This is a genomic window from Echinicola strongylocentroti (assembly GCF_003260975.1).
In the GTDB taxonomy this organism is placed as follows: Bacteria; Bacteroidota; Bacteroidia; order Cytophagales; family Cyclobacteriaceae; genus Echinicola; species Echinicola strongylocentroti.
On sequence record NZ_CP030041.1, the window covers coordinates 1,757,818 to 1,781,086 of the forward strand.

Genomic DNA, 23,269 nt, shown 5'->3' on the forward strand with positions numbered 1-23,269 from the left:
GGTTTTCGAACCCGGTTTATGCATTAGGAATCGTATTAGTCCGTCCCGACATCTGCCGAGAAAGAGCTGAAAGTGCAATAAAATCAGTTAGCATAGAGGCATGAGCGGCCGCTGCAGCGGATCAGATCGTAATACCTGTGCGTGGCGTAGATAGGCTAATGCACATTCCGACCCCACCTCCTCTCTCTACCTGCTACTTATCTACGAATAATCCTTGGTATATAACACAAAAAAGGGCAAAAATGATTTTGCCCTTTTTTGAAAACCGATGCATACAAGGGCTTTATCCTCCTGTAAATAACTTCAAAATATCGTTTCCTATCGCAAATACCATTAAGGCAAGCAGCAACACCATGCCTACTTTTTGGGCATTTTCGAGGAATTTTTCGGAAGGGCTCCTGCCAGAAATCATTTCATATAGCAAAAACACCACATGTCCACCGTCCAGCGCAGGAATCGGAAGCAGGTTCATAAAGGCCAGGATCATGGAAATCAAACCCGTGATACTCCAGAATTTCACCCAGTCCCATTGACTCCCATAAATCTTTGCCATGCCGATCGGTCCACTGACATTTCTAGTAGAAACCTCTCCGGTAAACATCTTACCCAGGGCCTTGGCATTGATGATCACCACACTGAAGGCTTTTTCTGTTCCTTTGAAAATGGACTCGTTTAGGCTGTATTGTTTTCTTACCGGCTCGATAAGGTAATTGATATGAATGCCTATTATCCCGTCCTCTGGAACAGTGACCTCTCCTTCCATCCTTCTACCGTTACGTTCATAAGCCAATGAAATAGGCTCTCCGGTATATTCCTCCAGTTTTCGGTGAAAATCATTAAAGTACCTCACTCGCTCCCCATTCACGGCAACTATCTTATCACCATGTTGTAATCCCAACTCTTCCGCCGGTGTACCTTTCATCGACTCCTCCACCGTGAACGGCCTTCCAATATCAATAAAATTGGACATCGCTTCCTGGTTGGAAAAAGAATTGATAAAGCCCCTTGGGATATCTATTTGGATGATCTCCCCATCCCGATCTACGGTGTAATAACCATTTTCGCTTAGCAACACGTCCCCGCTTGACAGATCGGAAAGACTCTGGTAGGTATGGCCATTCACATCCAATACCTTATCGCCATCCTGAAAGCCGATCTGCTGACCAATATCATAGGCTACGATTCCATGCTCTATCACTTGGTCTCTTGAAAAATAGGTCTCTCCACGATCGTAGGTCAACGCAATAAAAACCAGCACTCCCGTAATCACATTGACGATGATACCTCCCAGCATCACAATCAGACGCTGCCAAGCAGGCTTAGCCCTGAATTCCCATGGCTGAGGTTCGGTAGAAAGCTGCTCCGTGTCCATGGATTCATCGACCATTCCCGAGATTTTTACAAAACCTCCCAACGGAATGGCTCCAAGGGAATACTCCGTTTCTCCATATTTAAAACCTATAATCTTAGGTGGAAAACCGATCGAAAATTTCTCCACACGCATGCCAAACATTTTGGCTGCCAGCATGTGGCCTCCCTCGTGCAACCCCACCAAAATCGATAAGCCCAACAAGAGCTGGCCTATCATTATCAAAGTATCCATAAGTTATTCGTTAATCTTAATTAGTTCTTTTGCTTTTATTCTTGCCATCTTGTCGGTCGTCACAAAGTCCTCCAGTCTGGGGGAGCTGACAAAATCAACTTTTGACATGGTTTCGGCAATGATATCGGACATTTCCAAAAACCTTACCTGATCTCTCAAAAATGCGGCCACGACTACTTCATTGGCGGCATTAAGAACACAGGCCGCGTTCCCTCCGCGCTCCAATGCGTCAAATGCCAGTTGGAGGTTCTTAAATGTCTCCATATCTGGCTTTTCAAAATCCAACGAAGGATATTGCATAAAGTCAAACCTTGGAAAATCGGACACCATTCTGTCCGGATATGTCAAGGCAAATTGAATAGGGATACGCATATCTGGAAGACCAAGTTGCGCCTTTATGCTTCCATCTTCAAATTGTACTAACGAATGAACGATAGATTGTGGATGCACCACCACTTCAATTTGCTCAGGACGAACCCCAAAAAGCCACTTGGCCTCGATCACTTCCAATCCCTTGTTCATCAGCGATGCCGAGTCAATGGTAATCTTGGCTCCCATGTCCCAATTGGGATGTTTCAGGGCCTGTTCTTTGGTGACATTTTCCAGAAACAGCCGATCCTTACCTCTAAAAGGTCCTCCTGAGGCAGTCAGGATCAGTTTTTCTATTGGGTTATGAAATTCTCCGACCAAGCACTGAAAAATGGCCGAATGCTCCGAGTCCACGGGGTAGATGTTCACGCCTTTTTCCCTGGCTAGCCTCGTAATCAGTTCACCGGCCACTACCAACGTCTCTTTATTGGCCAATGCGATCTGTTTGCCTGCGTTGATCGCACTGATGGTAGGCAATAGCCCTGAGTAACCAACAAGGGCAGTCAGTACCACATCAATGGTCTCCATCTCCACTACCTGCGCCAACGCCTTCTCACCAGCATATACTTTTACGTAATGAGGCTCCAAAGCCTCTTTTAGTTGCCGATAATGGGTTTCATTGGCGATGACCACGGCATTGGGCTGAAACTCCAAGGCCTGCTGAATCAATAAATCTACATTATTTTGGGCCGTCAATACTTCTACCTCAAAATGCTCAGCATGGCTCTTGATCACCTCCAAAGCCTGTGTACCAATACTACCGGTAGAACCCAATAGGGCCACGCGTTTTTTACTTGACATTGATGTCTTGTTTCTCCTCTATCTCTATAAGCTGACAAATTTACAAGCTTCAAAGACTTTTCCTTGGTTTTTTTGCCACTTTTTCAGCCTTGATACGTTTGGCACTTTTTTGGACGAGTACTATAGCTAAAACCATCTGTCTTCAAAAAGGTTATCTATTTTACATATCAATGTGATTTTGACAGATATCAACGACGATAATAGCATAGTTTCCACTGCCAAAAAATCCCCTCGATGGATTTATTAAAAATTGTTAAATGGGTGACCAGAAACAGGATTTAAACGTAAATTGATCAAAAAACATTTCGTCTCATGCAAAAAAGCTTAACCACTTTCATGCTGGCCTTTGTAGCCGGACTGCTTGGCGCTTGGGCCTACCAGCAGTTTTTTTATCCCCATCTATCTATTGCCGAAGTGCAAAAAAGCCATCAGGAGTCATTTTCCCACCAGGTCAATAACTTCACAGAATCAAGCCCCTCCCCGACGAAGGCCACGGAGTCCCCACTCCCTATTTCCTTTGTAGAAGCTTCCGAGCGGAGTACCGAATCGGTGGTATTTATCAAAAACTTCTCCGGAACAGACTATCGACGATATAGTATGTTTGACTTCTTCTTTGGGCCTCAAGGCGGGTCAGGACAGCGTGTGAGCACGGGATCTGGGGTCATCTTTAGTAAAGACGGCTATATCATCACCAACAACCATGTCGTCGAAGATGCCGAAACCCTCGAAGTGATCCACCATAAAAAAACGTACAAAGCCAAACTCATCGGCACTGACCCAAACACGGACATCGCGGTGCTTAAAATCGACGCAGAGAATCTTCCAGCCATCGAAAAGGGAAGTAGCCGTGATCTCAAAATCGGCGAATGGGTCATTGCCGTAGGCAATCCATTTAACCTTACCTCCACCGTCACAGCTGGCATTGTATCTGCAAAAGAACGACAAATCAACATACTAGGAGGTGATTTCCCGTTGGAATCCTTTATTCAGACAGATGCGGCCATCAATCCGGGCAATTCCGGTGGAGCACTCGTTAATGTCAAAGGAGAGCTTGTAGGCATCAATACCGCCATTCTCTCCAAGACAGGCACCTACACCGGCTATGGTTTTGCTGTCCCCGTCGACATCGCTGCCAAAATCGCCAATGATCTCATCAATTACGGGGAGGTACAAAAAGCCATTCCGGGAGTAGGAACAGAAGAGATCACCCCTGAAATAGCTGAGGAAATGAACCTCAATTCCCTGGATGGAGTCATTGTCAACCATGTCATCCGTAACGGTGCGGCTGAAAAAGCAGGCTTAGAAATCGGTGACGTCATTATCGGCATCGACGACACCGAAATCAAGGGGAAAGGCAGTTTTGAAGAAGCCCTTTCCTACCATTATCCCGGAGATCAAGTGACCTTGTATTACCTACGTGACAATCAGCAAAAGAACGCCGACATCACCCTCCAAAATCTCCACGGAGGCACTGGTGTCATCGAAAAGGCTTTTTATTCTTCCACACTGCTGGGCGCAAAACTGGAAGCTGTCAATACGGTGGACAAAGATCGTTATGAAATCGACTATGGCGTAAAAATCACCGCACTTACACGTGGATACCTCAGTGAACTGGGATTGGGCAACGGCTTTATCCTGACAGAGGTAAATGGAGAGCCGGCCGAAGAGCCGGATGAAATCGGCACTTTTCTGGAAGAATACAGCGGAAGGCTCGTCTTAGAAGGAATCACCCCACGAGGCAGGGTATTCAGACAATCCTATAGCGTAAGATGACCTTAATTTAGACAGAAATTAAATTTGGAAAGCACCGGAAAAATCGGTGCTTTCTTTGTTAGATTTTTGTAGATTTAGAAAAAGGACACCCGCTATGAAAACACAACCATTATCCTGTGAACAATGCTTTGGAAACTTTCAGGAATCACTTACTGAATTGCAAGAAGTGATCGAAGAGATCAACCTAAAAGGCATCAGTCAAAAAAACGAACAGCACTTACACCGGTCATTTGAGTTAACGCACGAACTCGCCCTTAATGCCATGACTGCATTTTTTAAGCAACAGGGCAGGCCGTCATACAGTGGATCCCGGGACATCACACTCGACGCCTTCAATGAAGAACTCATCGATGATGGCAAAGGCTGGCTGGACATGATCATCTGCCGGATCAAAGCCACCCCTGTCTACACTGAAGATGTACAGAACAAGGTCACACAGAACATTCTGAAAAATTACATTCATCTATTCGAAAATTTCGAAAAAAAAATGAACATGACACTTAACCTATAGCATAAAGACAAATATTATCATTTTTTTTCAGTCGACCTGTAGCGCTTTTATTATGGTTGCCGTCTAGGGGATAAATGGATTTTTAACCTAACCACATTTAGCCATGAAACAGCCTTTACTCCCAGCAGCAGCCATGCTTCGAACACTGCTTTTGTTTGCGATCATACTTGGCTTTAATTCTTGCCAAGATCAGGTAGAAAGCACCTACACTTATCAAGCAAAAATTCCTGTATCCATAAAGACCGAGGTATTCAGGAGCAGCTATGTCGGGCCTGTCGCCCCAAAAGACATCAACAAGACCGGTAAGATTTATGTTTTTGACGACTACTTGTTTATCAATGAGCCCAACAATGGGATCCACGTCATAGACAATTCGGACCCTGCCAATCCCAACAACATCAGTTTTATAGAAATCCCTGGAGCTGCAGACTTGGCCATCAATGACAACATCCTCTATGCAGACAGCTATATTGATCTACTCTCCTTTGACATTTCAGACCCCCGTGACATTTCTCTTGTAAACCGTGAAGAAGACGTCTTTACCAATTATTATACTAATCATGAAGAGGGATTGTTTACTATCCTAAAAGACACGGTCATCACCTCAGAAGAACCCATCAGAACTTGGGATGGAGGAGGAATATGGCTAGATGCCATGAATTTCTCTAGTGCAGAAGCTGGTGGTGGGCAGGGAAATTACGGCCAAGGAGGCTCCATGGCCAGGTTCACCCTTGCCAATGGCCACTTGTACACCGTGGATGACTACGATCTTCGCCTCTTTGACATCAGCGAAAAAGCAGATCCAGAATTTGTCAAACAGATCCAATTGGGCTGGGGAATCGAAACTATTTTCCCTTTTAAAGACAAACTTTTTATCGGCTCCACTACTGGCATGCATATTTATGATATATCGGTACCTGCAACCCCTCAGCAGCTCTCTGTTTATTCGCACATTACCAGCTGTGACCCCGTAGTCGCCAATGATGACTACGCCTTCGTTACACTACGGTCTGGTAATTTTTGCCAGCAGGGTGTAAACCTATTGGAAGTACTGGACATCTCTGACCCATCACTGCCAAAACTGCTAAAATCCTACCCCATGGACAATCCTCACGGCCTTGGATTAGCGGAAGATTACCTGTATGTCTGTGAAGGAGAATACGGGCTGAAGAGTTTTAATGTATCAGATGTCCTTAAAATCGATCAAAACCAATTGGAACACCTCCAAGGGCTGAACGCCATCGACCTGATTCCTGGACCAAAATCACTGATCGTCATTGGCAGTAAGGTCATAACCCAATACGACTACAGCACTCCCAGCAAACTCAAACAACTGAGTTCCATTTCGATCGAATAAACTACTTTCACTGCTTAACATGCACAATATGAAATTGACTTTTACAGCTTTTAGTTGGATTGTTTTGACTGTGGTGATGATACTTTTTGTAGAAGGAAGTGCCTATGGACAGGCACTTCCTTATGTTAACCACACAGAAATTGGCGTGCTCCAAAACAACCAGGCCATCGGTCCACACACTTCATTTACACTCCAGACATTTAATGGTGTCAGAGCGAACCAGTGGCTGAGCTTGGGATTCACCACTGGTGTGGATAGCTACCAACAAACCGAGATCATACCGTTTGCGCTAGGAGCAAGAGGAGAGTTACTATCCAAAACCACTTTCTCAACACTGTTTGGGCTCGATATCGGTATGGGGACGGCATTATTCGAAAAGGACACCGACACGGCTTGGACGGAAGGCGGGTTCCTTATCAATCCAATGATAGGCCTATTGATAAAAACTGATAAAAACACCAAACTGAGCCTTTCTGTTGGCTACAAAAGACAGGTCATCTCCGAATTCACTGGCGTACTTGCCCCCACCAATACATCTGGCGAAAATGGACTACCCCCCGGATACCACTCCCTTAATCAGGATAAATTCACTTTCAACAGAGCCTCTATCAGATTGGGAGTATTTTTCTAATTAGTTGGTGGGTAAAAAGTCACAGGTTATTTTTGAGGGATAATTTGAAGTAATTTATGTCATGCCCATTTACGCAATGTAATCGGGCCATCCCTACAATTTTAACATTCCATGATAAAACGCTCCCTATTCTTGGCATTTGCCCTGCTGCTGGCATGGGCCTGCTCAAGTCCCAAGAATGAAAAAAGCAATCCTGAACTCCAAGAAATCAAGCTTGACTATGCCGTAGGCTTCCGTCTTTATCAAGGAGATGGGTATAAAGTGATCGAAGTCACCAAGGGCTTTCCAGGAAACCACCAGCCTTTCAGGTACCTGGTAAAAGAGGATTCAACCATTGACGTCCCCGAAGGGAGCTATGATGCCATCATTAGCACCTCTGTCCAGAAAATTATCCTGACCTCCACCACCCAGGTCCCTCACTTGGATGCGCTTGGGCTAACCAAACGACTCATTGCTTTCCCAAACCTTGAACTGGTTTCTTCAGCTCCGGTTCGTAAACGTATTGATGCAGGACAAGTCGAAGAATTGGGCAGTGGAGCCAACTACAACACCGAAAAAATCATTGACATCTCCCCTGACTTGCTGATGATTTCGACGCTAGGAGACAATCTCAAGGACCTACAACTGCTCACCAAGGCCGATATCCCCACCGTCATCAATGGCGACTACGTCGAACAGCATCCTTTGGGAAGGGCGGAATGGATCAAGTTTACCGGAGCCCTCACCGGCACCTACCAAGAAGCAGAAACACATTTTGATAATATAAAAAACAATTATCTCTCCCTGAAAGAAAAAGTCCAAAACGCTTCTTTTACTTCCCTCCCGACCGTACTGAGCGGAAACATGTACCGGGACATTTGGTACGCTCCCGCAGGCAATAACTGGGGCGCCATCTTTCTGGAAGACGCAGGGGCCGACTATGTTTTTAAGGACCAAGAAAGCACGGGAAGCCTCCAACTCAACTACGAAGTAGTGCTGGACAAAGGACTGAATGCAGCTATTTGGATCAGCACGGCTGAATTTGGCACTTTGCAGCAAATGAAAGAAGCTGATTCCCGCTATACCCAGTTTAAGGCATTCGAAACCGGAAACGTCTATACTTTTGCCAACACTAGGGGAGCCACGGGCGGATTGGAATACTTTGAATTGGGCTACACCCGCCCAGACATCATTCTCAAAGACCTGATAAAAATCTTCCATCCTAGTCTAATCCCCGAATACAAGCCTTATTTTTACCAAAAGCTAAACTAAACAGCGCCTTTGGACAAAAAGCCCATTCATACCGTCATAAAAATACTGCTATCGATCGGATTGCTTCTGTTGCTATTTCTGGTCAATATCAGTATTGGTTCCGTACACATCCCCATTGGCGATGTATTGGATGCATTGACAGGTGGCGATATGGTGAAGGCAAGCTGGCAGACCATTCTCTTCCAATACCGGATACCAAAAGCCTTCACCGCCCTGATCGCCGGTGTAGGTCTTTCTGTCAGCGGTCTCCAAATGCAGTCGTTTTTCAGGAACCCCTTGGCAGGCCCTTACGTCCTGGGGATCAGCTCTGGTGCCGGATTAGGCGTGGCCCTGTTGATCCTAGGGGGAAGTGCCTTTGGTTGGTCCCTTACCAATAGCACGGGAACTTATCTATCTTGGGGCATCTGGGGAGTGATCATTGCCGGCAGCGTGGGAGCCATCTTGATACTTTTATTGATGAGCTTTACCGCTTGGAAGGTAAAAAACAGCGCTACCCTGCTGATCATTGGGCTGATGTTTGGGAGTGCTTCGGGCGCCATTGTGAGTGTACTCTCTTATTTTGGCAATGCGGAAGATCTTAAGCTTTTCACCATTTGGTCCATGGGAAGTCTTGGAGGGATCAGCGGGGGACAGCTCCAGGTCTTTGCAGGTGTCGCACTTCTGGGCATGATCCCAGTCCTCCTCCAAATCAAATCCTATAATGCCATGCTGATGGGCGAGCGCTATGCCAAGAGCATGGGAATCAACATCAATGCGCTGCGATGGACCATGATCCTGAGCACAGGCATCTTAGCAGGAAGCGCCACGGCCTTTTGTGGCCCTATAGCCTTTATCGGCATTGCGGTGCCTCACCTGGCCAGAATTCTCTTCAGAACCAGTGACCACAAAGTCCTCTTCCCCGCCACCGCACTGATCGGCGCAGCCTTTTTACTCGTCAGTGACGCCATCAGTCAATTGCCCGGTTTTGCAGAAACCTTGCCTGTAAACATTATCACCTCGCTTTTTGGAGCACCATTGGTGATCTGGTTGATTTTAAAACGAAATTTTATCAGCGATTTTTGATGGATGTCCCACAATACATATTGGAAGGAAAAGGTGTCAGCATTGGATACCACAAAGGAAAACAAGCGGTCAAGGTGGGAGAATCCCTGTCTTTTCAGCTTTCTAAAGGCAAACTCAACTGCCTGCTAGGACCTAATGGAGTGGGAAAATCCACCTTGGTAAAAACCATCATGGGGCACCTCCCCAGTATGGCCGGGGAAATCATATTTTCAGGAATACCCTTGCATGAACAACACCCACGTCAGCTTGCCCAAAAAATCAGTGTCGTCCTAACGGACAAAATCACTGCCGGCAACCTCACCGTCACACAACTGGTCGCATTGGGGCGCACACCATTTACCAATTGGCTGGGAAAACTATCTGCGGAGGACAAGCGCATCATCTCCGAAGCCATGCGGGCCACCAAGATTTACTACCTGAAAGATCAGCTGATCAGTGAAATCAGTGATGGGCAGCTTCAGAAAGTGATGATAGCGCGGGCCCTTGCCCAAGACGGCCAGTTGATCATCTTGGATGAGCCTACCGCCCATCTGGACCTGATCAACCGGTACGAGATCATGCACCTCTTACGCGACATCACTCAGCAGCAAGGAAAATCCATCTTGGTCGTCACACACGACCTGGAAATCGCCATCGAAACAGCCGACCATCTTTGGATCATGCAGTGCGGCGAGCCACTGACCACGGGAACCCCAGAAGACCTGATCATTTCCGGCAAAATCAACCTGCTTACTACCGGATCAGGCCTTACTTTTGACCCCACCTTGGGAAAAATCCGCCCAGCTGCTTCACAAGACCACACCAATATTCATGGCCCCGACCACTTGGTCCAATGGCTGAAACTTGCCTTGCAAAAAAGTGGAACGTCACTGCCTGAAGGCTCATCTATCGAAGCATCAGACGGTCCTCCCACTTTCAGCGTCAAGAGCCAGGGTTCGGAGGAAAAATTTCATGACATTCTTTCAGTGGTTTCATGGCTAAATCAACACTGAAGCAAGAAGAGAAAATGATTTTCTTATCGTCTTATTACTAGTATTTTAAACGACAATACCATTAACCCTATCTTTTTTATAGGGTTTTATTTTTCCTGAAACATTTTTCCTTTATATTTGTCATACTAATAATTGCGATGACAAAAGAACAATTTAGTCAATATTCGTTTTTGCTGGACAGGACAGCCAGAAGGGTCAAACAATATGCCCAGCAAAAATTCAAGTATGGGGATTTTGACGTGACGGTGGATCAGTGGTTAGTACTCAAGCACTTGGCGGAAAACGAAGCCTTGAGCCAAACGGAATTGGCCACGTTGGTATTTAAGGATCAACCTACCCTTACGAGAATCATTGATATACTGTGTAAAAAGGGCTATGTCCAGCGGGTACAGCATCCCGGTGATCGAAGGAGTTTTCACCTATTGCTCACCACCAATGGGGAAGAAAAAGTATCCGAACTAAAACCCAAGATAAGTGGAATCCGGGAAAAAGCCTGGGAAAACTTAGGGCAGAAGGACTTTGAGGAATTCAAAAGAATCCTCAATACCATCTACAGTAATTTAGAATAGTTTTAAATAAAACATGGAATTACCTGTTTTCCTCTTTATATTTGCACGGAAAAGCGATCAATTCCAATTCACTTAAGGAAAGTAACTACATATTTATACCATGATAACAACTGACATTTGCATCGTCGGAGCAGGACCTGTAGGATTATTCACTGTATTTGAAGCAGGTTTGTTGAAAATGCGTTGTCACCTGATCGACGCATTGCCACAGGTAGGAGGACAGCTCTCTGAAATATATCCGCAAAAACCAATTTATGATATTCCTGGCTACCCAGAGGTAAAGGCTCAGGAATTGGTCGACAATCTGATGAAACAAATCGAACCGTTCAATCCCAGTTTCACCTTAGGTGAGCGCGTGGATTACCTTGCCAAGCAGGATGACGGCTCATTTGTGATCACCACCAGCGACAAGACCAAAGTGCACGCACAGGTGATAGTCATAGCAGGTGGACTAGGCTGTTTCGAACCGAGAAAGCCCGTCTTGGAAAACCTGGAGAACTTTGAAGGTAAAGGCATCACCTACATGGTCAAAGACCCCGAGCAGTTCCGAGACAAAAAAGTCATCCTTGCCGGTGGTGGAGATTCTGCATTGGACTGGACAATCTTCCTTTCCGACGTAGCCGAAAAGGTAACATTGGTACACAGAAACGAGACATTCCGTGGAGCCCCTGACTCTGCCGCCAAGGTGTTTGACATGGCCAATAACGGAAAAATCGATCTTATCCTAAGCTCCAACCTGACCAAAATCGCAGGAAATGGCCACCTACAGAGCGTGTCCATGAAAAACAAAGCCAAGGAAGAAATCACCGTAGATGCCGATTACTTAATTCCATTGTTCGGTTTAAGTCCAAAATTAGGGCCAATTGCCGAATGGGGACTGAATATCGACAAAAACGCTATTGAAGTAGACACCACAGATTACTCCACCAACGTGGAAAGAATCTATGCTGTTGGCGACATCAATACCTATGAGAACAAGCTCAAACTGATCCTTTGTGGCTTTCATGAAGCGGCCTTGATGTGCCACAGTGCATTCAAATATGTGTACCCAGATCAAAAATTAAGCTTTAAATATACAACCGTTAATGGCGTAAATGCATTTTAATTATAAATTTGCGGTATGGTAACATTTGAAGTAGAAGATCACGACGGCAACCGTCAGCCGATAGAGGCTCCGGATGATATGGGGCTGAGCTTAATGGAAGTACTGAAAGCTTCCGAATATCCTGTTTTGGCCACTTGTGGCGGCATGGCACTCTGTGCCACCTGTCACGTGGAAGTCCTCGAGGGAAAAGATGGCCTTGGCGACGCAACCGACCCGGAACTCGACCAACTGGAAGGTCTGCCGGAGATGTACGACACCAGCAGGCTTGCTTGCCAAATCAGGATAAGCGACGAACTGGAAGGTGCCGTCTTCAAACTTAGAGGAGAAGATCAGTAACCAATATTCAAATAATATTAAAAGGCGAACCTTAAATCAAAGGTTCGCCTTTTTTATTAATCCTTTCTTTTCATGTAGAAACAGGAAAGGACGGATCAGGCAATATTTCCGAGGGAGATAATTGCTGCTAAAACAATGTGATTATTCTTGATGTTTACCATGGGCGTTGTCCATGACTAAGGATGCTACGCCCTTTCAGGGCTTTTTTATACTACTTGGCTTTTCCAGTTTAACCCGGATTATGCGTTAGGAATCGTAGTGAGAGCTGAAATTGCAAGAAAATCAGTTAGTTTGGAGGCATTAGCGTAGCACCGCTACGGTTATGCCAAAAACTAAAGTGAAACGGCTGATTTTGAAGCAGTTTAAGGTCGCAACAGATAGGCTAACGCATATTCCGGGTTAAAGAAAAAACTTTGCTGTTCGGGATTTGTAATCCCGAACCGATATAATGGGGATTTGAAATCCCCCTAGGCCTTTTGTAAAGAGCACAAACATCAATAAGAACACAGATTTACAGCGACTTACATGCATTACCCTGACAGCGATGATCTACCGTCAAGTGGAGAAGAATGACGAAGCGATCACATTTTCAAAAGAAAGATGGTTTGACCCGAAAGGGCTAATAACCTCAGCTCGATTATAAAACCGTTTCCGTACAGTGGTCGGAACATGCACTGCGAGGCTTAAGGGGAGATTTGAGGGGTGGAAGCCGTGGCAGTCTTCGTATTTGGGGATTGCCACACCCTTTTCCAACCCACATCCTTCTAAAAAGGGTTCGCAATGACGCTTTTTATACTAAAAACAAGTCGAGCTCAGGCTAATACACTTTCCTATTTAGAAAACAGCCTGTACTCATAACCGATCGTAACCGCCCAATAATCACCTTTGTATTCATGACGAAAACCTGAATAGACCTGCTCATCATATTTCACTTCCTTAAACTCCCTCACGACCAACGGATCTCCTGGGTTAAACCCATACATAGCATCTAAGGTAAGTTTGCCATTTGATCCCAGCTTATAAAACAAGCCCAGTTCCGGTCGGATAAACACACTAACTTTCCGCTCCACATAGGTACCTCCATCCACCTCCATTACCACAAAAGGCTCACCTGTTTCGCCATCAAAAACCATAGCAAATGGGTTCGTTATATATTTATGATCACTCGCCTCTATTAAGTTTATCGGTAAGCTCACCCCGAGTTTTACCCCTAGTTTATCACTTAACCCAAACTCTTTAGCAGTCATGGGACTGATAGACCAGATAGGCATAGAGAAACCACTTCCCAACCCAAACCCTTCGCTTTCAGGCTCATAACAAAGCATTGAATTCCGGGAAACGAACCCTAGCCCTAAGCCGCAGGAAAAGTCTTTCGACATGTAACGGTTTGCATATACTTCGAAAGCCCAGCTTTCTGCACTTGAAGATTCTGACCTTAAAAAGTCGGGACCTGAAACATTATTCCAATCGGAATAGAATCTACCAATCCGCCCCCCAAATGAAATATCCTGAGCGAAAGCATTTTGCATTAATGCTACCAACAAAACCATCAAACATACTAAACATTGCTTTTTCATAGTTTCTTATTTTATAAAATCAATACCCATCTCTTATTTCATCGAATCTTGGTGCACTAAACGATCCATCGACCAACTGAAATTTATACTCTGTCATTAATAGTGTTTTAGCCAATCCTCTTGTACTTTCATATAGCCTGATTGTCAAACCATTAGTTTCGACAGCATATTCTCTGTACCCATCTAATTCTCCATCTTTACACCTCTTTTTGATTTTATAATAACAATTCAGCTCCATATTGGTTTTATGGCTAAAATACACCCCACTACTTGATTTCTTCATATGCTTCATTTCAGTCATTAGTGAAAAGTATATGCCAGCCTTCTGATAAACAAGTTGTCCTTTAAACCTAAATTCCCCATCTCCTGAATTGTAATTTTTCACAATGGAGATTCTTTCCCCATCAGCCTTCCTATCACTACAGAATAACATTGTCCTAGCATTAACAGAAGCTTCAGCACCTTCTTCTAAAAGGCTCAACACATCATCATCAAAACTAAAAAGCTTCACTTCGGTAGCATCATAATCTCCCCTGATTACCCGGTCCCTTATTGAGAAATTATCGGTCACTGCTACGATTCGATTTTCAAAATCCAGGCAAAATAAGTTTTCTCCGATGATGACCGTACCGTCTTCATCCAGTATGTCCAACAACTTGGAACCGTCATACTCTTCCAGACAGGCTTTCCCTTGGTCTGAAAGCCTACTTAGTACAGCTCCTTTCTTGTTTTTGGCATCTAATACCCTTGCAAGGGTATTGAATTCCGGAAGTTCTGGTCTATCTTCTTTTTCAAAAAAACCATCATATGCGTCCACCGAGGCAAACACCAATGTGCCGTCATTTGCCTCCATAGGTGACTTATCGGTACTCGTTTCAGAATCTATTGGCTCCTGTCCATGGTCTTGACAAGCAGTCCCTAATCCAACCACTAAGGCAAAAACAAATACTCTTTGGACATTGCTCCAATGTCCCATCTTAACATGTAATTTCATAAAAGTCTTGATCTTAAAAAGTTAAACATCTACCTAAATAACTGCTTTTAAACGTCAATTTCAACCACGAAAAAAAGGAGGTACGCAAAAACAGGTATAATTCACGTGATACAAGAAGTATTCAACTAAATCAATAAAATATTACCAAAAAAACACTAAACATGACAAAAATCACATTCATACAAGGAGTATTTACGGTTTCATCAACCGTTCTACCATACGAATAGCCGCCTTTGGCAGAACCGTTCCTGGCCCGAATATCTCCATCACTCCTGCTTTTATTAAAAAATCGTAATCATGGGGTGGAATAACACCTCCAGCCACCACTAAGATATCCGGTCGCCCCAGGGTCTTGAGTGCTTTGATCAGTTGGGGAATAAGCACCTTATGCCCCCCGGCCAGTGAAGAGGCGCCTACCAAATGAACGTCGTTTTCCACTGCTTGCCTCGCCACCTCTTCAGGGGTCTGAAACAGCGGACCGATATCCACATCAAAGCCCATATCGGCCATCCCGGAAGCGATCACTTTGGCCCCACGGTCATGGCCATCCTGTCCCATTTTAGCCACCAGAATCCGAGGCCTTCTTCCCTCCATTTCATCAAATTTGGCCGTCAGAACCCAGGCCTCCTTAAACAATTCACTGTTTTGGGATGCTGAAGAATACACTCCAGAAACGACTTGGTTTTTTGCTTGATGACGTCCAAAAGCTTTTTCCATGGCCATTGATATTTCTCCTAAGGTAGCGCTTTTCCGGGCAGCTTCCACGGCCAGTTCCAGCAAATTCCCGGTACCGGATTCCGCTGCCTTGGTGATGGCTTCAAGGCTTGCGGCTACCGCTTCACTGTCGCGATCTGCCTTCAGTTGCCTAAGCCTTAAGAGCTGCCGATCCAAAACCATTTCATTGTCCACCTCAAGAATATCGAAATCCTCATTTTCTCCTACCACAAACCTGTTTACACCGACGATAACTTCTTTTCCCTGATCAATCTTTGCTTGCCTACGTGCGGCAGCCTCCTCTATCTTACGTTTTGGCAGCCCTGCCTCAATGGCCTTGGCCATACCGCCCATGTCCTCCACTTCCTGAATATGCCTCCAAGCCTTTGCCACCAGTTCTTCTGTCTTTTGCTCCAGCAAAAAGCTTCCCCCCAACGGATCCACCACCCTTCGCAGACCATATTCATCGCGCAGAATCACTTGTGTATTTCGCGCAATACGAGCTGAAAAATCAGTTGGCAACGCAAAGGCTTCATCAAATGCATTGGTGTGCAAGGACTGGGTGTGCCCCAGCACTGCAGCCATTGCCTCCACTGTGGTTCTGGCTACATTATTATAGGCATCTTGCTCGGTCAGCGACCAGCCCGAAGTCTGACAGTGGGCACGCAGCTTGAGGGATTTGGGGTTCGCTGGCTGAAATCCCTTCATGAGTTTCGCCCAGAGCAACCTTCCTGCTCTAAGTTTGGCAATTTCAGTAAAATGATCCATTCCGATCCCCCAAAAAAAGGATAAACGCGGTGCAAAATCATCAATCTCCAAACCTGATTTCAGGCCTGTCCTTACGTATTCGAGACCATCCGCCAGCGTATAGGCGAGCTCCAATTCCGGAGTAGCTCCCGCTTCAAGCATATGATAGCCAGAGATAGAAATAGAATTGAATTGGGGCATGTTTTTGGCCGTATAGGCAAAGATATCAGCAATAATTCGAAGTGATGGTACCGGAGGATAGATATACGTATTGCGCACCATAAACTCTTTTAGGATGTCATTTTGGATAGTTCCTTTCAGCTGCTCCGGCCTGACGCCCTGCTCTTCTGCGGCCACGATATAAAAAGCCATGATCGGGATCACTGCGCCATTCATGGTCATGGACACGGACATTTTATCCAGTGGGATACCGTCAAAAAGCACCTTCATATCCCTCACCGAGTCGATGGCCACACCTGCCTTTCCTACATCTCCCTGCACCCTGGGATGGTCGGAATCATAGCCCCGATGTGTGGCGAGGTCAAAAGCAACCGAAAGTCCCTTTTGTCCCGCTTTAAGGTTTCTTTTATAAAACGCGTTGGAATCTTCAGCAGTGGAAAAACCTGCATACTGCCTCAGGGTCCAAGGACGGGTACGGTACATGGTACTGTAGGGTCCCCTCAAAAATGGCGGAATCCCGGCCACATACTCAGTATGAAAAGGAGCTGCTTTCTCCGACTTCTCCTGCCTAGTGGCTTTTAGTTGGGATAATCCAGTTAAGTCAGGCCTCATTGTTCATTGGTTTTAGGTCCTTTATTCAAGTGAGGGAACACCTTCCACCACCCTCCGTCCTCTTCTAGCTGAACCAACGTTTTCTCTACCTTTTGTAGTAGGGTTTCGATCAAATACTCCAAATAGTACGAACCATCGACTGCATCACCCAGCTTATCAAAATGGCTTTCATATCGCAACAGATTGGAGACATTGGCTGCTGTCCTGCGGGAAAACACAGCAGAAGCATCTTCGCTGTGCCCCTTCACCCAAAGTGCATCACTACCTCCCAAAATCACCAACATGGCCTCTAAAGTATTTCTGACCATGTTGTTTTCACTATCCTTGTCATCGTGGTTGTCATCACTTGTACTGGCAAAAACATACAGCGCGTGCGATACATCCTCGACTTCATACAACAGAAGTAACTTCCGGAACATTATCCTCAGTACTTTTATCTTTGCCAAGTGCAAGAAGAAATCATTTCCTGCCGCAACAAAAACGAAAAAGTTATCCAGGGCCTCCTCCACTTCCTCTCCCTCGTTGGTCAGTACATCTAGCACTTCGATCATTACTCCTAACCCGTATGTAATCTCTTGGGTAATATTAAATTGGGGGCGTTGATAGCATGAAAAATCAATGCATACGCCCCTATATTCTGGATAGTCCTTGGTCAAGGCATAAAGTGATGACATCTCCTTCGCCACCTCCTCTCTTGCTTCTTTTCGTGATAAGCTCATCACCAAAACATCCCACAGCACCCCTCCACGTAGCTTGGACTTCTCTGAAACAGTGGCATCAGCCCATTGTAAAAACCGCTGAACCACTTTTACCGCATGTTTTTTGGGCTTTAACCATATTGTTAAAAAATCGGGTTTTACTTCTCGCAACAACACACCCAAGTCTCCTTCACCAGACCAGTGCATGACCACACCATCAATTCCAAATGCTAACACCTTCCCAATCACTTCAGGAGGATCCTTGTCCAAATCAATATAAGAGATATTTTCCCAGAGCCCGGGACGGAACATAGAGGAATTGGGTAAGGCTGACATACTGTTTTGCTCACTGTCCTCGGCAGTAAAAAAAGGCGGAATCACCAAACCTTCAAATTCATCATTGGAGATCAACTCCTCATAATCACCAGCGCCGGTTTCTTTCAGTGCCTGTCTGATCCAGCCTTTTTTAGAAGAGGGTGGATATCCATAAAAGTGTTCATCGGTCATATCTGGGTGCCACTTGGGCGATATATCGGTTAATACCTACCCTAAAAATAAGGATTTCGGTCAAAATTCCTATTCATTTTTTCATCCAATAACTTCCTAAGCTCTTTACAATTAAGTGTTCCTATTCCCATAATATTTTTGTATATTCCAAATTAGAATCCAGACTGGACAAAGGACCAACTCCTTACCAGAAATCCTGTAACTAGAGGAAGAAATATCGATGGCAGCAATGGTTTTGTCTGCCCTGAAAATTACTTTTCCAAATTTGTAGCAGGAACATGACTTAAAAACAGGCAATCGTACTCACAAAAAAACAATATGCACAATGACCTTAACAGAAAACTCTAGCTAAGTCAAGCAATTTTCGATTTTTAATTTAGATATATTTTCCCCAAATTTGTTGCCCTTCAATGGTGAAGCGGAGCATCTATAATTCTTTCTTGTAACCTATTATAAATGAATTCAGAGGCCAAAGCAGTATGGGACGAGTGTTTGCGTATCATCCAAGAACACGTGAACGAACAAAGCTTCTCCACTTGGTTTAAACCCATAAACCCGGTGAGATTGGACGGTTCTGTACTTACCATTCAGGTACCCAGTCAATTTTTCTATGAGTGGCTGGAGGATAATTATGTGCAGGTGTTAAAGCTTGCCATCAAAAATATCCTAGGCCCAAATGGCAAGCTGGAATACGCTGTGGTAGTGGACAGGGGAAACTCCCAAAACCAACCTTATGTGGTCAGCTATCCACAAGGCAATATCAATCCTAACAAGAAGAAAAACGAAAAACAGGTAAAGGAAGAGCGGAGAAGTCCTTTTGAAATGCAATCACTGGACGCCCAAGCGCTCCTAAACTCCAACCTTAACCCGAACTATTCCTTCAACTCTTACATCGAAGGAGACTGTAACCGTTTGGCCCGTTCGGCAGGCTATGCCGTAGCCACCAAGCCTGGAGTAACCTCCTTCAACCCGCTGATGATTTATGGCGGTGTTGGCCTTGGCAAGACCCACTTGATCCAAGCCATAGGCAATGAAATCAAAAATGGACCTGAAGACAAGTTTGTCCTCTATGTCTCTTCAGAAAAATTTGTCAATCAGTTCATGGACTCCATCAAGGATGGAAATGTAAAGAGCTTTACCAATTTTTACATGCAGGTGGATGTATTGATCATCGATGACATCCAGTTTTTGGCGGGCAAGGACAGGACACAGGAGATGTTCTTTCACATCTTTAACCACCTCCACCAAAGCAAAAAGCAGATCATCATGACTTCCGACTGTCCGCCCAGAGACCTAAAAGGTCTTGAAGAGCGATTGCTTTCCCGCTTCAAATGGGGATTGACAGCAGATCTGCACATGCCGGATTTTGAAACGAGGGTGGCCATTATCAAAAGAAAAATGCAATCTGAAGGAATCTACATACCTGATGATGTCATCGAATACCTGGCCTACACCGTGGACACCAATATCCGGGAACTGGAAGGTGTTTTGATCTCGTTGATTGCCCACGCCTCGCTTAACCGGGTGGAAATTGATCTGGGACTGGCCAAGACGATCATGAAAAACATCGTCAAGGACATCGAAACAGAGGTAGGCATTGACTTTATCCAAAAAACGGTATCGGACTATTACGGCATCAAGCTAGATGACCTAAAAGCCAAAACCCGTAAAAAAGAAATTGTGGTGGCCAGACAAGTAGCCATGTACTTTTCCAAAGAATTTACCAACCACTCCCTAAAGTCTATTGGCTACCATTTTGGAGGACGTGACCACAGTACCGTCATACACGCTGTCCAAACGGTCAATGACCTGATGGAAACAGATACTTCCTTCCGAAACGCTATCAATGAACAGCGCAAAAAATTCAAAATGAGGTCCTACTAATTCGTAGGATCTTTCTTTTGCCCTGGCATCCAAACGATTCCCTCCAGCTCCTCCAAGGGAAAACGTAGCTCGGTCAATCCCATGGAATATGGACCGATCTCGTAACTATTGTACACCATTACGAATTCATCGCCTTCGTATCCCATGGCTGCTGGCAAAAAGAACTTCCCATCATCCAGAAAAAACCTTCCATCTTCCTTTAAGCTCACTTGGGAATCCACTTCATGGAATCCCCTAAAAGCTATTTTGGCTTTTTGCAACAGTGCCGGCTGGTCCAACACCAGGTCATCATTTTTCAGTAGACGGGGTGCTTCCAGGTCAATGTTCATAAACAAAACCGTATAATTGGGGTGAGCCCCTCCCGTAAAACTGCTATTGGTAAACATCAGTGAAATTGCCTCACTGTTTTCAAACACTACTTCACCATCCGTTTTCAAAAACCAAGACAGCGAAGTTGCTGGATATTCCCTGGCCATGTCCTTAAACCCCTCCAAAAACATCTCAGCGGCTACCTCCACACTATCGGTTTGGGGCGAAGCTTCACCCCACTGGAGATACATTAACAGCTGCTCTTTCACATGCAGATTAAGCCAAGAAACCAATTTTCGGTCTTCCCCTGAAAACTGGGGGAAATTCATACCTACCTCCGCACAGGTACTGTCTTTGCCTACGCAGGCTTGACGCTGAATGGAAGCTTGCTTATGGACAAAGCCCCCCTGTTCTTGGCTTTCACTATTATTTTTATTACAGCTTACAAGGCCAAATATCACTAGCCCGATCACCAGAAAATGCTTAAACATACTATCTGTTTTTTGATGATAATTTTTTAAAGAACTCCTCTACCAAACCTCTTGCCACAGCGGCTGGGGAAGTCTCTGCCTGCCGAACTTCATCCAGGGATTTTACCATTTTTTCTTTCACCGTTGGATTCTGATAAAACTGCCGCTCCAAAGCCTGCTGAACATGGGCATAAAACCAATAAGCGCGCTGATTCGACCGATTTTGCTCCAGAAAGCCCGACTGCTGGATCAGGGCAAAATAATCATCTGTAGCTTTCCATATTTCCCCAAAACCACTTCCCTCCAAACTAGAAGCCAACATCACCTTACCCTGCCCATGGATTGCTTCTTGGTGTAAAAGATGAAGGGCACTCTCCAGTTCTTTTTGTGTTTGCTTGGCCTTCTCCAAGTTAGAACGGTCAGCTTTATTAACGACAATGGCATCCACCATTTCCATCATCCCTCTCTTTACTCCTTGAAGCTCATCCCCCGATTCCGGCTGCACCAAAAGCATAAAAAAATCCACCATTTCCTTCACCTGCACTTCAGACTGCCCCACGCCGATGGTCTCTACAATGACCACCTCATAGCCTGCCGCTTCGCATAGCAGCATTGCCTCCCTGGTAAAAGCCGAAACTCCTCCTTGATGACCACTTCCTGGAGACGGACGGATAAAGGCCTTTTCAGTTTTGGAAAGCTGCTCCATTCGGGTCTTGTCCCCCAAGATACTTCCTCCTGACTTGGCACTTGAAGGATCCACACTCAATACGGCTAGCCGGTGGTCCATTTTTATAATCTTTTGCCCAAGCTGCTCTATAAAAGTGCTTTTACCTACGCCTGGCGCCCCCGTTATACCTATCCGCTTAGCGTTTCCTGTATGGGGCAGCAGCAAGTTGATGACTTGGTCTGCTACAGCCCGGTCTGCCTCCAGCCTGCTTTCTACCAAGGTAATCGCCCTACTCAGCATCGCACGGTCTCCTGACAAAACCCCGTCCACGTAAGTGGCTGCATTCCATCTATTTTGCTTGTTTTCAGGCATTACTGTCAACGGGTTTTAGCGGTTACCTAAAAGGATACTTGCTGAAGTGCTCTTCTCCCATTGCCTTTTTTTCATACTTTCCGATGCAGAAAGGATTCAGTGAAGCGTCAAAGTAAGGTGATTGGGCATTGATTTTTTCAGGCGCATTGGCAATATCCTCAAAAAAATACACCTGGGTATTACCGTATTTCGTGTGGGGCATCAGCTTACCGTATTGCTCCATTTCATGCCAAAGGGTATCCGATACCACCACGGCATAGATGCGCTTAATTGGCCCGGTATTATTTTCATTTCTGTACACTGCCACTTCCTGAAACTCCATTTCCAAATCATCGACACCGGGCTGGGTGAACGTATCATTCACCATCCAAACCAGCAGCACCAGCACCAGAATTCCGATCAAATAATAAAGCTTTTTGGTGTTTTTCATAGTTAACGCTTATTCGTTGTCAAAAATCATTTGACATATCATTTTTATTGGCCATTCTCTTAAACCCTCCTAACCTTCCCGCCACAGCGCGGAAGATTTGTCTCATGTCTCAAGACTCATATCTCAAGACTCACATCTCAATACTTTTTCACTTTCCCCTTTCCTCTTCCTTAGTTTACCCTTAATTTAGGGGAAAAATTTGGATATGGTGTTCGAATATGTAAAAGCACTGCATATAATCTTTATTGTCACCTGGTTTGCGGGTTTGTTTTACATTGTAAGGCTTTTCATTTACCAAACGGAAGCATTGGAAAAATCCCCTGAGGAGCAAAAAATCCTTAAACCCCAATTGGACATCATGGCCAAAAGATTATGGCTGGGCATTACTTGGCCATCCGCTATCTTAACGCTGATTTTTGGAACTTGGACACTTACTTATCGTTTGGGATATTTGGAGCTTGGCTTTATGCATGCCAAACTGGGGTTTGTAGTCCTGCTGTACATTTATCACTTTATCTGCCACGGAATCTATAAAAACCTTCAAAACGGCATAGCCAAATGGAGCTCTACCAAGCTGCGGATATGGAATGAAGTAGCAACGGTTTTGCTCTTTGCCATTGTCTTCCTTATTGTTCTTAAGAGCCTCCTGAACATGCTTTGGGGGGTAACAGGACTCATCGGGCTAAGTATTCTTCTAATGCTCGCCATCAAATGGTACAAGAAAAAACGACAACAACATTAAAAAAAA

The 23,269-nt window shown here is 45.1% G+C and carries 21 protein-coding genes; 12 read left to right on the top strand and 9 right to left on the bottom strand.

Annotated features, from left to right (window positions below):
• Nucleotides 1-283 precede the first annotated feature (283 nt).
• Both rseP and DN752_RS06495 read right to left on the bottom strand, forming a co-directional pair.
• Nucleotides 284-1,603: an RIP metalloprotease RseP gene (gene rseP, locus DN752_RS06490; RefSeq protein ID WP_112783193.1), complete on the bottom strand. Its 1,320-nt coding sequence runs from the start codon at nt 1,601-1,603 to the stop codon at nt 284-286.
• Between the two features lie 3 nt (nt 1,604-1,606).
• On the bottom strand, nt 1,607-2,773 hold the full coding sequence (locus DN752_RS06495; protein ID WP_112783194.1) for a 1-deoxy-D-xylulose-5-phosphate reductoisomerase: 1,167 nt from the start codon (nt 2,771-2,773) through the stop codon (nt 1,607-1,609).
• A 312-nt stretch (nt 2,774-3,085) separates the two neighbouring features.
• Between DN752_RS06495 and DN752_RS06500 the strand changes: the two genes are divergently transcribed.
• The 10 genes from DN752_RS06500 (at nt 3,086) to DN752_RS06545 (ending at nt 12,360) form a co-directional block, all read left to right on the top strand.
• Nucleotides 3,086-4,546 (top strand): S1C family serine protease, encoded by a 1,461-nt coding sequence (locus DN752_RS06500; protein ID WP_112783195.1) that lies wholly within the window; start codon nt 3,086-3,088, stop codon nt 4,544-4,546.
• A 94-nt stretch (nt 4,547-4,640) separates the two neighbouring features.
• The gene (locus tag DN752_RS06505) at nt 4,641-5,057 is read left to right on the top strand and encodes a nucleotidyltransferase substrate binding protein (RefSeq protein WP_112783196.1); all 417 of its coding nucleotides are present in this window, start codon (nt 4,641-4,643) and stop codon (nt 5,055-5,057) included.
• A gap of 103 nt (nt 5,058-5,160) precedes the next feature.
• Entirely contained in the window at nt 5,161-6,414 is a 1,254-nt protein-coding gene (locus tag DN752_RS06510; protein WP_112783197.1) for an LVIVD repeat-containing protein, read from the top strand.
• 28 nt (nt 6,415-6,442) lie between these two features.
• The gene (locus DN752_RS06515) at nt 6,443-7,045 is read left to right on the top strand and encodes a hypothetical protein (protein WP_162633142.1); all 603 of its coding nucleotides are present in this window, start codon (nt 6,443-6,445) and stop codon (nt 7,043-7,045) included.
• A gap of 111 nt (nt 7,046-7,156) precedes the next feature.
• Nucleotides 7,157-8,296: an ABC transporter substrate-binding protein gene (locus tag DN752_RS06520; protein WP_112783199.1), complete on the top strand. Its 1,140-nt coding sequence runs from the start codon at nt 7,157-7,159 to the stop codon at nt 8,294-8,296.
• Nucleotides 8,297-8,305: 9 nt separating this feature from the next.
• Entirely contained in the window at nt 8,306-9,358 is a 1,053-nt protein-coding gene (locus DN752_RS06525) for an iron ABC transporter permease (RefSeq protein ID WP_245949478.1), read from the top strand.
• Entirely contained in the window at nt 9,358-10,350 is a 993-nt protein-coding gene (locus tag DN752_RS06530; RefSeq protein ID WP_112783200.1) for an ABC transporter ATP-binding protein, read from the top strand. The genes DN752_RS06525 and DN752_RS06530 overlap by 1 nt, the downstream gene beginning before the upstream one ends.
• Before the next feature lie 137 nt (nt 10,351-10,487).
• Entirely contained in the window at nt 10,488-10,919 is a 432-nt protein-coding gene (locus DN752_RS06535) for a MarR family winged helix-turn-helix transcriptional regulator (RefSeq protein WP_112783201.1), read from the top strand.
• 100 nt (nt 10,920-11,019) lie between these two features.
• Nucleotides 11,020-12,024 (top strand): NAD(P)/FAD-dependent oxidoreductase, encoded by a 1,005-nt coding sequence (locus tag DN752_RS06540; RefSeq protein ID WP_112783202.1) that lies wholly within the window; start codon nt 11,020-11,022, stop codon nt 12,022-12,024.
• A 15-nt stretch (nt 12,025-12,039) separates the two neighbouring features.
• On the top strand, nt 12,040-12,360 hold the full coding sequence (locus DN752_RS06545) for a 2Fe-2S iron-sulfur cluster-binding protein (RefSeq protein WP_112783203.1): 321 nt from the start codon (nt 12,040-12,042) through the stop codon (nt 12,358-12,360).
• A gap of 830 nt (nt 12,361-13,190) precedes the next feature.
• Here the strand turns inward: DN752_RS06545 and DN752_RS06550 are convergent.
• The 4 genes from DN752_RS06550 to DN752_RS06570 all read right to left on the bottom strand — a co-directional run bounded on the left by DN752_RS06550 (nt 13,191) and on the right by DN752_RS06570 (nt 18,389).
• Nucleotides 13,191-13,937 (bottom strand): hypothetical protein, encoded by a 747-nt coding sequence (locus tag DN752_RS06550; protein WP_162633143.1) that lies wholly within the window; start codon nt 13,935-13,937, stop codon nt 13,191-13,193.
• A 19-nt stretch (nt 13,938-13,956) separates the two neighbouring features.
• The gene (locus DN752_RS06555; RefSeq protein ID WP_162633144.1) at nt 13,957-14,931 is read right to left on the bottom strand and encodes a hypothetical protein; all 975 of its coding nucleotides are present in this window, start codon (nt 14,929-14,931) and stop codon (nt 13,957-13,959) included.
• 192 nt (nt 14,932-15,123) lie between these two features.
• On the bottom strand, nt 15,124-17,184 hold the full coding sequence (scpA, locus tag DN752_RS06565; protein ID WP_112783206.1) for a methylmalonyl-CoA mutase: 2,061 nt from the start codon (nt 17,182-17,184) through the stop codon (nt 15,124-15,126).
• A complete protein-coding gene (locus DN752_RS06570) occupies nt 17,181-18,389 on the bottom strand; it encodes a methylmalonyl-CoA mutase family protein (protein ID WP_112783207.1) in 1,209 nt (402 codons plus the stop codon). Before DN752_RS06570 ends, scpA begins: the two co-directional genes overlap by 4 nt.
• Before the next feature lie 456 nt (nt 18,390-18,845).
• On the opposite strand from DN752_RS06570, the gene dnaA reads away from it, so the two are divergent.
• Nucleotides 18,846-20,273: a chromosomal replication initiator protein DnaA gene (dnaA, locus tag DN752_RS06575; protein ID WP_112783208.1), complete on the top strand. Its 1,428-nt coding sequence runs from the start codon at nt 18,846-18,848 to the stop codon at nt 20,271-20,273.
• Here dnaA and DN752_RS06580 read toward each other — a convergent pair.
• From DN752_RS06580 to DN752_RS06590, 3 genes are read right to left on the bottom strand one after another with little or no spacing between them, the layout of a single operon-like run.
• Nucleotides 20,270-21,073 carry a DUF3298 and DUF4163 domain-containing protein gene (locus DN752_RS06580; RefSeq protein ID WP_112783209.1) on the bottom strand — a complete coding sequence of 268 codons (804 nt, stop codon included), beginning with the start codon at nt 21,071-21,073 and terminating at the stop codon, nt 20,270-20,272. The genes dnaA and DN752_RS06580 overlap by 4 nt on opposite strands.
• 1 nt (nt 21,074) lies before the next feature.
• The gene (gene meaB / locus DN752_RS06585; protein ID WP_112783210.1) at nt 21,075-22,091 is read right to left on the bottom strand and encodes a methylmalonyl Co-A mutase-associated GTPase MeaB; all 1,017 of its coding nucleotides are present in this window, start codon (nt 22,089-22,091) and stop codon (nt 21,075-21,077) included.
• 22 nt (nt 22,092-22,113) lie between these two features.
• Nucleotides 22,114-22,521, bottom strand: coding sequence for a hypothetical protein (locus tag DN752_RS06590; RefSeq protein WP_112783211.1), 408 nt, complete (start codon nt 22,519-22,521; stop codon nt 22,114-22,116).
• Between the two features lie 205 nt (nt 22,522-22,726).
• On the opposite strand from DN752_RS06590, the gene DN752_RS06595 reads away from it, so the two are divergent.
• Nucleotides 22,727-23,263 (top strand): CopD family protein, encoded by a 537-nt coding sequence (locus tag DN752_RS06595; protein WP_112783212.1) that lies wholly within the window; start codon nt 22,727-22,729, stop codon nt 23,261-23,263.
• The last annotated feature ends 6 nt before the right edge of the window (nt 23,264-23,269 follow it).

What these genes read in the sequence shown, in the direction of transcription:
- DN752_RS06530 (WP_112783200.1), top strand. Translation starts at nt 9,358, where the DNA reads ATGGATGTCCCACAATACATATTGGAAGGAAAAGGTGTCAGCATTGGA.
- DN752_RS06570 (WP_112783207.1), bottom strand. Translation starts at nt 18,389, where the DNA reads ATGACCGATGAACACTTTTATGGATATCCACCCTCTTCTAAAAAAGGC.
- DN752_RS06510 (WP_112783197.1), top strand. Translation starts at nt 5,161, where the DNA reads ATGAAACAGCCTTTACTCCCAGCAGCAGCCATGCTTCGAACACTGCTT.
- meaB (WP_112783210.1), bottom strand. Translation starts at nt 22,091, where the DNA reads ATGCCTGAAAACAAGCAAAATAGATGGAATGCAGCCACTTACGTGGAC.
- DN752_RS06515 (WP_162633142.1), top strand. Translation starts at nt 6,443, where the DNA reads ATGAAATTGACTTTTACAGCTTTTAGTTGGATTGTTTTGACTGTGGTG.
- DN752_RS06590 (WP_112783211.1), bottom strand. Translation starts at nt 22,521, where the DNA reads ATGAAAAACACCAAAAAGCTTTATTATTTGATCGGAATTCTGGTGCTG.
- dnaA (WP_112783208.1), top strand. Translation starts at nt 18,846, where the DNA reads ATGAATTCAGAGGCCAAAGCAGTATGGGACGAGTGTTTGCGTATCATC.
- DN752_RS06580 (WP_112783209.1), bottom strand. Translation starts at nt 21,073, where the DNA reads ATGTTTAAGCATTTTCTGGTGATCGGGCTAGTGATATTTGGCCTTGTA.
- DN752_RS06500 (WP_112783195.1), top strand. Translation starts at nt 3,086, where the DNA reads ATGCAAAAAAGCTTAACCACTTTCATGCTGGCCTTTGTAGCCGGACTG.
- DN752_RS06535 (WP_112783201.1), top strand. Translation starts at nt 10,488, where the DNA reads ATGACAAAAGAACAATTTAGTCAATATTCGTTTTTGCTGGACAGGACA.
- DN752_RS06495 (WP_112783194.1), bottom strand. Translation starts at nt 2,773, where the DNA reads ATGTCAAGTAAAAAACGCGTGGCCCTATTGGGTTCTACCGGTAGTATT.
- DN752_RS06545 (WP_112783203.1), top strand. Translation starts at nt 12,040, where the DNA reads ATGGTAACATTTGAAGTAGAAGATCACGACGGCAACCGTCAGCCGATA.
- DN752_RS06555 (WP_162633144.1), bottom strand. Translation starts at nt 14,931, where the DNA reads ATGAAATTACATGTTAAGATGGGACATTGGAGCAATGTCCAAAGAGTA.
- scpA (WP_112783206.1), bottom strand. Translation starts at nt 17,184, where the DNA reads ATGAGGCCTGACTTAACTGGATTATCCCAACTAAAAGCCACTAGGCAG.
- DN752_RS06505 (WP_112783196.1), top strand. Translation starts at nt 4,641, where the DNA reads ATGAAAACACAACCATTATCCTGTGAACAATGCTTTGGAAACTTTCAG.
- DN752_RS06520 (WP_112783199.1), top strand. Translation starts at nt 7,157, where the DNA reads ATGATAAAACGCTCCCTATTCTTGGCATTTGCCCTGCTGCTGGCATGG.
- DN752_RS06540 (WP_112783202.1), top strand. Translation starts at nt 11,020, where the DNA reads ATGATAACAACTGACATTTGCATCGTCGGAGCAGGACCTGTAGGATTA.
- DN752_RS06550 (WP_162633143.1), bottom strand. Translation starts at nt 13,937, where the DNA reads ATGAAAAAGCAATGTTTAGTATGTTTGATGGTTTTGTTGGTAGCATTA.
- rseP (WP_112783193.1), bottom strand. Translation starts at nt 1,603, where the DNA reads ATGGATACTTTGATAATGATAGGCCAGCTCTTGTTGGGCTTATCGATT.
- DN752_RS06595 (WP_112783212.1), top strand. Translation starts at nt 22,727, where the DNA reads ATGGTGTTCGAATATGTAAAAGCACTGCATATAATCTTTATTGTCACC.